General features: G+C 50.6%; 6 protein-coding genes and 5 pseudogenes. 9 read left to right on the forward strand and 2 right to left on the reverse strand.

Annotation, left to right across the window (positions count from 1 at the left end; all coding sequences use genetic code 11):
- Positions 1-5 precede the first annotated feature (5 nt).
- Positions 6-1,178 (reverse strand): translesion error-prone DNA polymerase V subunit UmuC, encoded by a 1,173-nt coding sequence (gene umuC, locus GTK47_RS04975; RefSeq protein WP_001142610.1) that lies wholly within the window; start codon positions 1,176-1,178, stop codon positions 6-8.
- 283 nt (positions 1,179-1,461) lie between these two features.
- On the opposite strand from umuC, the gene GTK47_RS04980 reads away from it, so the two are divergent.
- The 8 genes and pseudogenes from GTK47_RS04980 to GTK47_RS05020 all read left to right on the forward strand — a co-directional run bounded on the left by GTK47_RS04980 (position 1,462) and on the right by GTK47_RS05020 (position 10,879).
- On the forward strand, positions 1,462-2,055 hold the full coding sequence (locus GTK47_RS04980; RefSeq protein WP_241256071.1) for a transposase: 594 nt from the start codon (positions 1,462-1,464) through the stop codon (positions 2,053-2,055).
- A 113-nt stretch (positions 2,056-2,168) separates the two neighbouring features.
- The gene (locus GTK47_RS04985) at positions 2,169-5,147 is read left to right on the forward strand and encodes a Tn3 family transposase (RefSeq protein WP_156734129.1); all 2,979 of its coding nucleotides are present in this window, start codon (positions 2,169-2,171) and stop codon (positions 5,145-5,147) included.
- Between the two features lie 93 nt (positions 5,148-5,240).
- A pseudogene (locus GTK47_RS20655) lies at positions 5,241-5,453 on the forward strand (repA); the annotation flags it as partial.
- 129 nt (positions 5,454-5,582) lie between these two features.
- Positions 5,583-6,569 (forward strand): annotated as a pseudogene (locus tag GTK47_RS04990) (IS1595 family transposase).
- A gap of 59 nt (positions 6,570-6,628) precedes the next feature.
- Positions 6,629-8,125 (forward strand): annotated as a pseudogene (locus tag GTK47_RS20360) (IS91-like element ISVsa3 family transposase).
- 509 nt (positions 8,126-8,634) lie between these two features.
- A complete protein-coding gene (locus tag GTK47_RS05010; RefSeq protein WP_078081115.1) occupies positions 8,635-9,510 on the forward strand; it encodes an SDR family oxidoreductase in 876 nt (291 codons plus the stop codon).
- A 74-nt stretch (positions 9,511-9,584) separates the two neighbouring features.
- Positions 9,585-10,546, forward strand: a pseudogene (gene floR / locus GTK47_RS05015) (chloramphenicol/florfenicol efflux MFS transporter FloR); the annotation flags it as partial.
- Positions 10,547-10,573: 27 nt separating this feature from the next.
- Positions 10,574-10,879: a LysR family transcriptional regulator gene (locus GTK47_RS05020; protein WP_001255015.1), complete on the forward strand. Its 306-nt coding sequence runs from the start codon at positions 10,574-10,576 to the stop codon at positions 10,877-10,879.
- Between the two features lie 116 nt (positions 10,880-10,995).
- On the opposite strand, the gene GTK47_RS05025 is transcribed toward GTK47_RS05020, so the two are convergent.
- On the reverse strand, positions 10,996-11,979 hold the full coding sequence (locus tag GTK47_RS05025; protein WP_156734112.1) for an IS1595 family transposase: 984 nt from the start codon (positions 11,977-11,979) through the stop codon (positions 10,996-10,998).
- A 72-nt stretch (positions 11,980-12,051) separates the two neighbouring features.
- On the opposite strand from GTK47_RS05025, the pseudogene GTK47_RS20365 reads away from it, so the two are divergent.
- Positions 12,052-13,545: pseudogene (locus GTK47_RS20365) on the forward strand (IS91-like element ISVsa3 family transposase).
- Positions 13,546-14,099 lie beyond the last annotated feature (554 nt).

Here is a 14,099-nt window from a genome sequence, read left to right on the forward strand (position 1 = left end):
CTGCGCTACTTCACTCGCGGTAACTGGTCCCAGCGTGTTGTATAAGCGGGAGACAAATGCTCTCGCTTCATCGACCAATCTTTCTTGAGTCCTTGTCCAGCAAAGAAAACCTTTCCGGCACCGCTTTGGTTAATGGTGTCCAATACAGACATTAGCTGCTGGCTATTAGAGCGGGTCGATACGTCATCGAATAGTCCTGGTTGAAACATGCCAGGATCGTAAAAGTCAGACAGCATGACGCCCGCTTTGGCATAACGAAAACCATCCTTCCATATCCGCTTGAGTAAGTGATTGGCCAGCTCGATAAAATCCCGCGTGTCGCAACTGGGGATTAGCAATTCACCCGATGCAGAGTTGCTGTACTGCGGCTCGTTGTCCTTAAAGGGGCTGGTACGTATGAACACGGTCAGCACTTTGGCTTGCTGCTGTTCTTTGCGAAGTTTCTCAGTGGCGCGGGTTGCGTATTCGCATACGGCTTCACTTAAAAATTCAAAGTGCGTCACTTTTACGCCAAATGAACGGCTACAGACGATTTGCTTCTTAGTTGGCGGGATCTCTTCAAGTTCAATGCACGACTCACCATTGAGCTCTCTGACGGTTCTTTCTAAAACCTCTGAAAACTGGTCTCTGATGGCTCTAGGAGAGGCATTGGCGAGATCTAAGGCTGTGGTGATACCCAACGCATTTAAACGCTTAGAAAGCCGTCTACCAACGCCCCAAACATCATCAACCGGGACTAATGCGAGCAATCGACGTTGCCGATCTGGATTGGTCAGGTCTACAACCCCCTGAGTAGCTGGATATTTTTTGGCGGCATGGTTAGCCAGTTTGGCGAGTGTTTTAGTCGGTGCAATGCCTACACAGACGGTGATCCCAATCCAGTGGCCTATGCGCTCTCGCACTTGTTGTCCGAACTCGACAAGAGATATGGCAGACTCAATACCGGTTAAATCCAAAAACGCTTCGTCAATAGAGTAAACCTCTACTCGTGGTGCCATCTCCTCCAAAGTGCGCATCACTCGACTGCTTAAATCTGCATACAGCGCGTACAGTTGGCTAAGAATTCCCGCTAAAAATAGACGAGTAAGTGAGCAACCATTCTGCCGCATGGGTTGCTGGCGTCTAACACCAGAAAAATCACCCAGCCCAACCCGCTGTCTATTTTTTAAGGTGGGCATTCATCTACATGTCTAATTTTTTACCAATTTGATCGCTAAGATGTACTAATTTGATTACCGAGGGAGACTGACGGACTAATTACTTAGGGGCTTAATCGTACAATCTCCACTCGACACCACACAACTCACTTCTGGACATTTCTGAGTTGCATTTTAGCTAATTTAGAAAAACATGAATTAGATAAAGTATGGAAATTTCAAATCAATATGAGGCGGACATGAAGAAATTGAAAAAAGTAGCTTAACTGGGTTGGTCAATTTTGGTTGACCACGTCATGTTCCGGTGAGTACGCAAGTCATTGGCGCTAACGAATATGAAGGTCACTTTGCTTTTGACTTACTCTATAACAACTCTTCAGATATACAGCCTAATACCTTATCGACCGATACGCATGGTACCAATAATGTTAACTTCGCTATATTAGATTTCTTTGGTTACACATTCGCCCCTCGATACGCGAAAATGAAAAAGGTGTTTTTTGAGCTATTTGAAGTGACTGAAGAGAACGGAGGCCGTATTCAATTAAAGAAAGATATTAATCATAAGCTAATTGCTGAAGAATGGGACAATATTCAGCATATTGTTTGTTCATTGAGTCGTAAAACCACCACTCAAAGCACAATCATTAGAAAGTTGAGTAACGGCAAGAGCCGAAGATTGTCAGCATTGCATGAGTACGACCGTTTAATTAAATCTATTTATGTTTTGGAGTATGTTGATAATTCAACGTTGCGTCATTACGTCCAGCAAGCCTTGAACAGAGGTGAAGCATACCATCAGTTAAAATGTGCTATTACTTCAGTTAATGGCAATAAATTTCGTGGGGGGAATGATTACCAAGTATCACAATGGGGTTCTAGGGATTTTCCCCTCTAAAAAGACTTAATCCTCTGTAGACCACACCAATAAATGGCTGCGGAGGTGGGTTACTACTTATAAGTGTGGCAAATTAGGTAAATATCGTACATTTAATACGGAACAGCCCTGATATGGCCATCAAAAACGAAATTACTATTCTCACGAGAGCAGAACAGGCAGATCTTTATTCCCCACCCATTTTTTCAATCGAAGAACAACGTCTGTACTTTTCTCTGAACGATGCGGAATTGGCAGTTTTTCGGTCAATTCGTCTCAGAGCTCATAGATGTTACTTTGTCGCGATTTTGGGATACTTCAAATCAAAGCCCGTCATCCTAGATATCGCTTACTCGCAGGTTTCTAAGGATTTAATGTTCATCAGTAAAGAGCTGCTTGGCGGCAAGGGGCTCAGACCATTCACTCCCTCACAAAAACAAAAAGATCGACTCTACGCAAAAGTATTAGACCTTGCTGGTTATCACAAATGGGACGAAAGTCAGCACTTCAATTCTCTTTTCGACCACCTTGTTCAGGTGGGCAATGCCTGGCTGGAGCCGCGTTACCTCTTTGATACTGCTATTGAATTCCTAACCAGTCACAGCATTGCTATCCCTAGGTACACCGTACTCCAGAGACTGATAAGCAGAGCGATGCAGCAGGTCAGAAAAGACCTGGCGCACCAACTTAATCAACTCACCAGTCCTGAACTTCACGTCTTTCTGGACAGCATAACAGCCATTGATGACGGACTAAGCCTGAACCAGCTCAGAGGCGGTGCAAAAAGTCTGACCGTACCTGAACTTAAAAAAGAGCTTGCCCTTTATCATCAGTTAGCGCCATGGCGCACGCAAATCAATGGCGTTATCGATGGGCTTAATCTGTCTCTTAAAAATCGACAACACTTCGGTGAGCTCATCAACTATTACGGTAGTAAACTCAAACGATTCAAACGCGCACAGCAGCATCTATGGTTGCTATGTCACCTGACAGAGCGGATACAACTGGCACTGGAACGGTTAACTGATGGGTTCATTTACCATATCCGCAAGCAACAAGAAGCTGCCAACACCTTTGCACAACAAGCAGTGTTCCTGTCCTGGCAGTCAGCCGCGGACAATGTCACGAAAGCGGCAGAGTTACTGCATCTGTTTGTGGATGAGAACATTGATGATAATCAACCCTTCTCAGTAGTCAGACAACAGGCATTGAAGGTCATGAATGACAGGGATATCCAGACCCTCTGCCTTTACCTGAAAAAACAGAAACGGACCGTGGAAGAGTACCAGTGGCAACATTACGATGAACAATGCAATCTCCTGGAGCAACTGTTAAGGCAGGTGTTCTTGTGCCTTGAATGTGAGGCCGGTAAAGGCTCAGAAGCCGTCGTCGCCCAACTTCAACAGATGCAGACGGAAATCGCATTCGGTGGACCACTGAAGACGATGGATACGTCGCTCATCCCGAAAAAGCACCTCCCATGGTTGGTTAAACAGGATAACGTTAACCCGCAACGTTACGAATGGCTGCTCTACCGGCAGTTAACCTCACGACTGAATGGACGCATTTATTTGCCAAATGTTACCAAATACCGCGCACTGAAAGACGACCTGATCCCCCAGACATCGCAGGATACCTTGCTGGCCTCATCAACACTGGACAGACTAAAACAGCCCGCAGAGTTATTGTTACAGGAGAAACAACACCGGCTGGAAAGTGCACTCAAAGACGTTGCTCTCCATATTGATGAGGGAGACAATCGAAATGTGATCATGAAAAATCGTACCGGTACCCGCTGGCGTCTGCCGACCAAAAGCGCTACATCTCTGGTCAACAATCCCTTTTTTAAGCGAATGCAACCGGTCGGTATCGCGGATGTACTGCGGTATGTAGAGCGCGAAACCGGGTTCATGAAATGTCTGACTCATGTACTTCCGATACAAAAACAAGGGTTCACTCATCAGGATGATTTACTGGCCATTCTGATTGCCAACGCCACTCACCGTGGTGTGTATGGCATGGCGCAGATCTCCGATCGAAGCTATGAACACCTGAGTACGGTGCAGGCCAACTATATCCGGCCTGAAACGCTGCATGACGCCAGCGACGTGATCAATAATGCGGTTGCAGCGCTACCCATCTTCCGCCACTACCATATTCAGGAGGACCAGCTGCATGCCAGTGCGGATGGTCAGAAATTCGAAACCCATCTGGAAACCTTTAAAACCCGGTACTCCTCTAAGTATTTCGGCACCAACAAAGGGATCACGGCCATGACACTGGTGGCCAACCACAGCGCCCTCAATGCTCGGATCATCGGTTCCAACGAGCACGAATCACACTATATTTATGACCTGTTACAATCCAACAGCAGTGAAATCAAACCTGACGTACTCTCGACAGATACACACGGTGTCAATCATGTTAACTTCGCCTTACTGGATCTATGCGGTTACAGTTTTGCACCGCGATACGCGCAGTTCAGTAGTGTCATCAATGATCTGTTTGATGTGACTGAAAGTGAACAAGGCAGCACCATACTGGCGCTAAAGAAGCCTATCAGAACGAATGTTATTACAACGGGATGGCAAGATATCAGGCGTATTGTTCTGTCACTTCAGACAAAGCGGACGACACAAGCAATGCTGGTAAGAAAGTTGTCTGGTTACCCTTCTGGACACCCAATATTACAGGCTCTGACGGAGTATAATCGACTGGTTAAAGCGCAATATTTACTTGACTACATCGACGATGCCAGTTTGCGGCAGTATGTGCAACGTGCCCTGAACCGGGGAGAAGCATGGCACTTCCTTAGACGAGCCATTGCGTCGGTGAATGGTGATCAGTTCCGTGGCAAAAACGAGTCTGAAATCGCTATCTGGAATGAATGCGCAAGATTGCTTGCCAACGCGATCATCTACTTCAACTCCGCGATACTGAGTCATCTTCTGGGACACTTTGAAGCGAGAGGAGATGAAGAGAAAGCGGGTATCACTCGTGCTGTTTCGCCCGTTGCGTGGCAAAATATCAACTTAAGCGGAACGTATAACTTCACTAATACTGGGAAATTGCCCAATATTGGCGAAATAACAAGGCCGATAGTGGATGATTAGGCTCCAAGCTGAAAGTAAACCACCTCCGCAGCCATTTATTGGTGTGGTCTACAGAGGATTATGTCTTTTTAGAGGGGAAAATCCCTAGAACCCCACCTTGAGACAGAACGCGCCTTGGTCAGAATCCCAGTCGCTGGGCGGGTTTGCGCCTACGCTCTTGACCCCCACGAGGTCTGGAAAGGGTACGACAACGCCAAAGAATACGCGGCCTTCGTGACCAAGACGCTGGTCAACAAGGACGGCGATATTAAGCGCCGGATCATGTCGATGTTTAGCCCAGAGGAACGCCCAGACGACAGGGAGTGACGGGCACTGGCTGGCAATGTCTAGCAACGGCAGGCATTTCGGCTGAGGGTAAAAGAACTTTCCGCTAAGCGATAGACTGTATGTAAACACGGGGTATCCCTTTAGCTCCACAAGTGGCACAATCTCCCAATGGACATGCCAATAACTAACCCGATAGGTGGAAAAGATTATCCAACGACTTGGGTTCAATTCCTGGATTGGTTCCACTCTGAACAAGCGTGCCGCGATTATTTGGAAAGGCTACGCTGGTCGGATGGACTGATTTGCCCGAAGTGTGGGGTAGTATCGCAAGTCCAGCGACGCAGTCGCGGCAGATTGATCTGTCCAGCGTGCAGGCATCAAGCAACGGTAACAGCAGGCACCATTTTTGATAAAACGCGAACTGAGCTTCGCGTCTGGTTCGCTGCCATTTGGTACATCACAAACCAAAAACATGGTGTCAGCGCATTGGGATTGCAGCGTGTACTTGGCCTTGGCAGCTATGAGACAGCATGGACCATGCTGCACAGACTACGCCGCGCAATGGTTCGCCCGGATAGAGAGTTGCTCCATGGGGAGGTTGAGGTCGATGAAACCTATCTGGCACTCACTGACCGAATAGAGCCGTTGAGTGCGGTGGGACGGAAGGGCAACACCACCAAGGTTTTTGGTCGCCATAGCGGTGGAGATTCTGCAGCCCAAGGGGTTTGGAAGAATACGGATCCAGCGGATTGAGCGTGGTGACCGCGATAGCCTGATGCCGTTCATTAAAGCCTCCATTCGTCCAGGATCGCTCATTCATACTGATGGATCATCTGCTTACCGCCAACTCAAGGAAAGCGGATATGAGCACCGACAAACGGTTCATCTTGGTTCAACCACACCAGCCCATGAATCAATGCCGGGAGTCCACCGTGTGGCATCACTCCTGCAACGCTGGATGATGGGCACACACCATGGTGCAGTCCAGCCAGGACAGTTGGACAATTACCTTGACGAATATGTATTTCGATTTAATCGCCGTAAATCAAAAATCAAGAGGCTTACTGTTTTTATCGCTTGCTCCAGCAAGTAGTTGTGACAAAGCCCGTTACTTACCAAGAGGTGGTGGAGCAGCGAGGAAAATCTGGAAATTAAGGCCTGTGGAGCTAAAGGGATACCCCGTATGTAAACACAGTATTGCAAGGACGCGGAACATGCCTCATGTGGCGGCCAGGACGGCCAGCCGGGATCGGGATACTGGTCGTTACCAGAGCCACCGACCCGAGCAAACCCTTCTCTATCAGATCGTTGACGAGTATTACCCGGCATTCGCTGCGCTTATGGCAGAGCAGGGAAAGGAATTGCCGGGCTATGTGCAACGGGAATTTGAAGAATTTCTCCAATGCGGGCGGCTGGAGCATGGCTTTCTACGGGTTCGCTGCGAGTCTTGCCACGCCGAGCACCTGGTCGCTTTCAGCTGTAAGCGTCGCGGTTTCTGCCCGAGCTGTGGGGCGCGGCGGATGGCCGAAAGTGCCGCCTTGCTGGTTGATGAAGTACTGCCTGAACAACCCATGCGTCAGTGGGTGTTGAGCTTCCCGTTTCAGCTGCGTTTCCTGTTTGCCAGCCGGCCCGAGATCATGGGGGTGGGTGCTGGGCATCGTTTACCGCGTCATTGCCACGCACCTGGTCAAGAAAGCGGGCCATACCCACCAAGTGGCCAAGACGGGCGCGGTCACCCTGATCCAGCGTTTTGGATCGGCGCTCAATCTGAATGTTCACTTCCACATGCTGTTTCTCGACGGTGTGTATGTCGAGCAATCCCACGGCTCAGCGCGTTTCCGCTGGGTCAAGGCGCCGACCAGCCCAGAGCTCACCCAGCTGACGCACACCATCGCCCACCGGGTGGGTCGCTATCTGGAACGGCAAGGCCTGCTGGAACGGGATGTCGAAAACAGCTATCTGGCCTCGGATGCGGTGGATGACGACCCGATGACACCCCTGCTGGGGCACTCGATCACTTACCGTATCGCTGTCGGTTCACAGGCGGGGCGAAAGGTGTTCACTTTGCAAACTCTGCCGACCAGTGGTGATCCGTTCGGTGACGGGATTGGCAAGGTAGCCGGGTCCAGCCTGCACGCCGGCGTGGCGGCCAGGGCCGATGAACGCAAGAAGCTCGAACGGCTGTGCCGGTACATCAGCCGCCCGGCGGTATCCGAGAAGCGGCTGTCGTTAACACGAGGCGGCAACGTGCGCTACCAGCTCAAGACGCCGTACCGGGACGGCACCACGCACGTCATTTTCGAACCATTGGATTTCATTGCAAGGCTGGCCGCCCTGGTACCGAAGCCCAGAGTCAACCTAACCCGCTTCCACGGGGTGTTCGCACCCAACAGTCGGCACCGGGCGTTGGTCACGCCGGCAAAACGGGGGCAGGGGCAACAAGGTCAGGGTGGCTGATGAACCGGCAACACCAGCACAACGGCGAGCGTCGATGACATGGGCGCAACGGCTCAAGCGTGTTTTTCAATATCGACATCGAGACCTGCAGCGGCTGCGGCGGCGCCATGAAAGTCATCGCCTGCATTGAAGACCCTATAGTGATCAAGCAGATCCTTGATCACCTGAAGCACAAAGCCGAAACCAGCGGGACCAGGGCGTTACCCGAAAGCCGGGCGCCACCGGCTGAGCTGCTCCTGGGTCTGTTTGACTGACGAGCCTGAAGGCCAACGATACCAATCAAAATGCTGCGTTCACAGCGCCGCGGCAGGGATCCGCCGTGCTGGTTGTCGGAAAAGGAGCCGCTAGTGGGAAAGAGGAGGGTAAATTTTCAGCGTTGCTGGCTCCCCGTCAGCCGGATTGGGTTGCATCGCAGGGGTGTCGAAAGAGTCAACTGCGGTCCAAAGCTGTTGGACTTGGGTGAAAAGGGCGTTTATTCTTCCTATACGTATAGGAAACCTTTATTATACGGTTATAGTAAAAAGGGGGAGAGGAATCTTCCTCTTTTTTATTTTAAAGGGAGATCTCCCATGACACTTCGTAGAAAAGGGTACATCAATGAATTTGATGGCTTATTTGTGATACCAACAATCGGATTAATCCTGTTGAAATTTTATATTTCTATATTTAGAGCATAGGCAGATTGCCTGTGCTCTTTATTTTGTTTGTTTTAAATTGGTATTGAATGATACCAATATTACATGATTAATGGAGGAGATTATTTATGACATTTAATAACAATGAAAATACACGTGTGTGGTTTATTACAGGTGCAAGCAGTGGACTAGGATACGAATTCACAAAAAAAGCATTGGAGTCAGGAGAGAAGGTTGTTGGTGTTGCTAGAAATATTGAAAAACTGAATGAGTTAAAATGCCAGTTTGAAGGAATGTTACTTCCTTTAAGTCTTGATGTTACTGATAGAAGTGCTGTTTCGACTACAGTGGAAACTGCCATTAAACATTTTGGAAGACTCGATATTGTCATTAACAATGCAGGGAATATGGTAATGGGAATGATTGAAGAATTTAGTGAAGATGAAGTTAGAAGCCAAATGGAAACTAATTTCTTCGGTACAGTATGGGTAAGTCAAGCTGTTATGCCGTACTTGCGGGCACAAGAATCAGGTCATATTATCCAGATATCTAGTATTGGTGGACTGATTAGTGGTCCAATGTCGGGAATCTATAGCGCTAGTAAATTTGCTTTAGAAGGATTTAGCGAGGCTTTAGCACAAGAAGCTGCACATTTTGGTATAAAAGTATCTATCGTAGAACCTGGAGGTTACTGGACGAATCTATACTTAAAAATGAGTTTTACTACACAGAAAAAAGAGTATGATTCATTACGTGAAAAGTTGGCCCAACAATATTCAAACGAATCGGTGGATAGTGATCCTAAGTTAGCCGCCGAAGCTATAATGAAACTGGTTAATAGTGAGAATCCGCCTCTCCGATTAGTTCTGGGAAGCCTTGTATATGATTTAGCTGTTGAAAATGCAGAAAAACGTATATTTACATGGAAAGAGTGGGAATCAGTCAGTCGTTCTTCGGAACATGGGATTCCTGCACCAGAAGGATACGGAATAATTGAGGAATAGAAACCCTAAGAAATAAACTCTCTAAACTACAAAAACTAATTAATGATTTAATATGTTTATTAACTTAATCGCCGGGCGCAACGGCTTTCGTCATTGCGTCTCTGGGAGCAGCTTGGTCTTCAACTGCACCGGCCTTTGTCGCTTTCCGTCTACTTCAAGCAGTGGGCGCGTCGGCCATGCTGGTGGCGACGTTCGCGACGGTTCGCGACGTTTATGCCAACCGTCCTGAGGGTGTCGTCATCTACGGCCTTTTCAGTTCGATGCTGGCGTTCGTGCCTGCGCTCGGCCCTATCGCCGGAGCATTGATCGGCGAGTTCTTGGGATGGCAGGCGATATTCATTACTTTGGCTATACTGGCGATGCTCGCACTCCTAAATGCGGGTTTCAGGTGGCACGAAACCCGCCCTCTGGATCAAGTCAAGACGCGCCGATCTGTCTTGCCGATCTTCGCGAGTCCGGCTTTTTGGGTTTACACTGTCGGCTTTAGCGCCGGTATGGGCACCTTCTTCGTCTTCTTCTCGACGGCTCCCCGTGTGCTCATAGGCCAAGCGGAATATTCCGAGATCGGATTCAGCTTTGCCTTCGCCACTGTCGCGCTTGTAATGATCGTGACAACCCGTTTCGCGAAGTCCTTTGTCGCCAGATGGGGCATCGCAGGATGCGTGGCGCGTGGGATGGCGTTGCTTGTTTGCGGAGCGGTCCTGTTGGGGATCGGCGAACTTTACGGCTCGCCGTCATTCCTCACCTTCATCCTACCGATGTGGGTTGTCGCGGTCGGTATTGTCTTCACGGTGTCCGTTACCGCGAACGGCGCTTTGGCAGAGTTCGACGACATCGCGGGATCAGCGGTCGCGTTCTACTTCTGCGTTCAAAGCCTGATAGTCAGCATTGTCGGGACATTGGCGGTGGCACTTTAAACGGTGACACAGCGTGGCCCGTGATCTGTTACGCCACGGCGATGGCGGTACTGGTTTCGTTGGGGCTGGTGCTCCTTCGGCTCCGTGGGGCTGCCACCGAGAAGTCGCCAGTCGTCTAACCGACGACTGGTAGCAGGCCCGCTCCGATGCGGCGCACTAACCATCGAAACCTCGTGAATGTCGGTATCCTGTCTGGCAGGATACCGCTCATTTCCCTTGTTCAGTTCATCGCCGTCGCCGAGCATCTGAATTTTCGGCATGCGGCCAAGGCACTTGGTATCAGCCAGTCGAGCGTCAGCGCGCGTGTGAAAGCGCTGGAGGATAACCTTGGTGTCCTGCTATTTGAGCGCCATGCGCGGGGCGTTCGGCTAACAGACGCAGGCAGGCACTTCATGGAGCGTGTCACGGCGGGTGTCGATCAACTCGATCACGCAGTGAAGACCGCGGAGTGACGGGCACTGGCTGGCAATGTCTAGCAACGGCAGGCATTTCGGCTGAGGGTAAAAGAACTTTCCGCTAAGCGATAGACTGTATGTAAACACGGGGTATCCCTTTAGCTCCACAGGCCTTAATTTCCAGATTTTCCTCGCTGCTCCACCACCTCTTGGTAAGTAACGGGCTTTGTCACAACTACTTGCTGGAGCAAGCGATAAAACAGTAAGCCTCTTGATTTTGATTTACGGCGATTAAATCGAAATACATATTCGTCAAGGTAATTGTCCAACTGTCCTGGCTGGACTGCACCATGGTGTGTGCCCATCATCCAGCGTTGCAGGAGTGATGCCACACGGTGGACTCCCGGCATTGATTCATGGGCTGGTGTGGTTGAACCAAGATGAACCGTTTGTCGGTGCTCATATCCGCTTTCCTTGAGTTGGCGGTAAGCAGATGATCCATCAGTATGAATGAGCGATCCTGGACGAATGGAGGCTTTAATGAACGGCATCAGGCTATCGCGGTCACCACGCTCAATCCGCTGGATCCGTATTCTTCCAAACCCCTTGGGCTGCAGAATCTCCACCGCTATGGCGACCAAAACCTTGGTGGTGTTGCCCTTCCGTCCCACCGCACTCAACGGCTCTATTCGGTCAGTGAGTGCCAGATAGGTTTCATCGACCTCAACCTCCCCATGGAGCAACTCTCTATCCGGGCGAACCATTGCGCGGCGTAGTCTGTGCAGCATGGTCCATGCTGTCTCATAGCTGCCAAGGCCAAGTACACGCTGCAATCCCAATGCGCTGACACCATGTTTTTGGTTTGTGATGTACCAAATGGCAGCGAACCAGACGCGAAGCTCAGTTCGCGTTTTATCAAAAATGGTGCCTGCTGTTACCGTTGCTTGATGCCTGCACGCTGGACAGATCAATCTGCCGCGACTGCGTCGCTGGACTTGCGATACTACCCCACACTTCGGGCAAATCAGTCCATCCGACCAGCGTAGCCTTTCCAAATAATCGCGGCACGCTTGTTCAGAGTGGAACCAATCCAGGAATTGAACCCAAGTCGTTGGATAATCTTTTCCACCTATCGGGTTAGTTATTGGCATGTCCATTGGGAGATTGTGCCACTTGTGGAGCTAAAGGGATACCCCGTATGTAAACACAGTATTGCAAGGACGCGGAACATGCCTCATGTGGCGGCCAGGACGGCCAGCCGGGATCGGGATACTGGTCGTTACCAGAGCCACCGACCCGAGCAAACCCTTCTCTATCAGATCGTTGACGAGTATTACCCGGCATTCGCTGCGCTTATGGCAGAGCAGGGAAAGGAATTGCCGGGCTATGTGCAACGGGAATTTGAAGAATTTCTCCAATGCGGGCGGCTGGAGCATGGCTTTCTACGGGTTCGCTGCGAGTCTTGCCACGCCGAGCACCTGGTCGCTTTCAGCTGTAAGCGTCGCGGTTTCTGCCCGAGCTGTGGGGCGCGGCGGATGGCCGAAAGTGCCGCCTTGCTGGTTGATGAAGTACTGCCTGAACAACCCATGCGTCAGTGGGTGTTGAGCTTCCCGTTTCAACTGCGTTTCCTGTTTGCCAGCCGGCCCGAGATCATGGGGTGGGTGCTGGGCATCGTTTACCGCGTCATTGCCACGCACCTGGTCAAGAAAGCGGGCCATACCCACCAAGTGGCCAAGACGGGCGCGGTCACCCTGATCCAGCGTTTTTGGATCGGCGCTCAATCTGAATGTTCACTTCCACATGCTGTTTCTCGACGGTGTGTATGTCGAGCAATCCCACGGCTCAGCGCGTTTCCGCTGGGTCAAGGCGCCGACCAGCCCAGAGCTCACCCAGCTGACGCACACCATCGCCCACCGGGTGGGTCGCTATCTGGAACGGCAAGGCCTGCTGGAACGGGATGTCGAAAACAGCTATCTGGCCTCGGATGCGGTGGATGACGACCCGATGACACCCCTGCTGGGGCACTCGATCACTTACCGTATCGCTGTCGGTTCACAGGCGGGGCGAAAGGTGTTCACTTTGCAAACTCTGCCGACCAGTGGTGATCCGTTCGGTGACGGGATTGGCAAGGTAGCCGGGTTCAGCCTGCACGCCGGCGTGGCGGCCAGGGCCGATGAACGCAAGAAGCTCGAACGGCTGTGCCGGTACATCAGCCGCCCGGCGGTATCCGAGAAGCGGCTGTCGTTAACACGAGGCGGCAACGTGCGCTACCAGCTCAAGACGCCGTACCGGGACGGCACCACGCACGTCATTTTCGAACCATTGGATTTCATTGCAAGGCTGGCCGCCCTGGTACCGAAGCCCAGAGTCAACCTAACCCGCTTCCACGGGGTGTTCGCACCCAACAGTCGGCACCGGGCGTTGGTCACGCCGGCAAAACGGGCAGGGGCAACAAGGTCAGGGTGGCTGATGAACCGGCAACACCAGCACAACGGCGAGCGTCGATGACATGGGCGCAACGGCTCAAGCGTGTTTTCAATATCGACATCGAGACCTGCAGCGGCTGCGGCGGCGCCATGAAAGTCATCGCCTGCATTGAAGACCCTATAGTGATCAAGCAGATCCTTGATCACCTGAAGCACAAAGCCGAAACCAGCGGGACCAGGGCGTTACCCGAAAGCCGGGCGCCACCGGCTGAGCTGCTCCTGGGTCTGTTTGACTGACGAGCCTGAAGGCCAACGATACCAATCAAAATGCTGCGTTCACAGCGCCGCGGCAGGGATCCGCCGTGCTGGTTGTCGGAAAAGGAGCCGCTAGTGGGAAAGAGGAGGGTAAATTTTCAGCGTTGCTGGCTCCCCGTCAGCCGGATTGGGTTGCATCGCAGGGGTGTCGAAAGAGTCAACTGCGGTCCAAAGCTGTTGGACTTGGGTGAAAAGGGCGTTTATTCTTCCTATACGTTGTTCAGAATAACATTGTTCCGCCAACAATCAATTCGGTAGATATTGAACCTGAATATAGGGATATATTTAACTTGACGTTACACCAATCACAACAACGGCAAGTGAATTACGCAATGAGTAATACTTTTGGTTTTGGCGGACACATTGCCACAAGTATTTTTAAAAAATATGCTGAATAGAGAGTAGGTGCTAACTTCGGTTTGCTCGTGTTGGCGCTAAATCGAAAGTTCAAGTATCCCAACATGTTCCTTCGTATAGAAGTTAAAAGTTGGCAATTATCGTAGAACAACCTACAGACAACACCAATATGTAACCGA

Origin of the sequence: Proteus sp. ZN5, from assembly GCF_011046025.1 — a bacterium.
Classification (GTDB): domain Bacteria; phylum Pseudomonadota; class Gammaproteobacteria; order Enterobacterales; family Enterobacteriaceae; genus Proteus.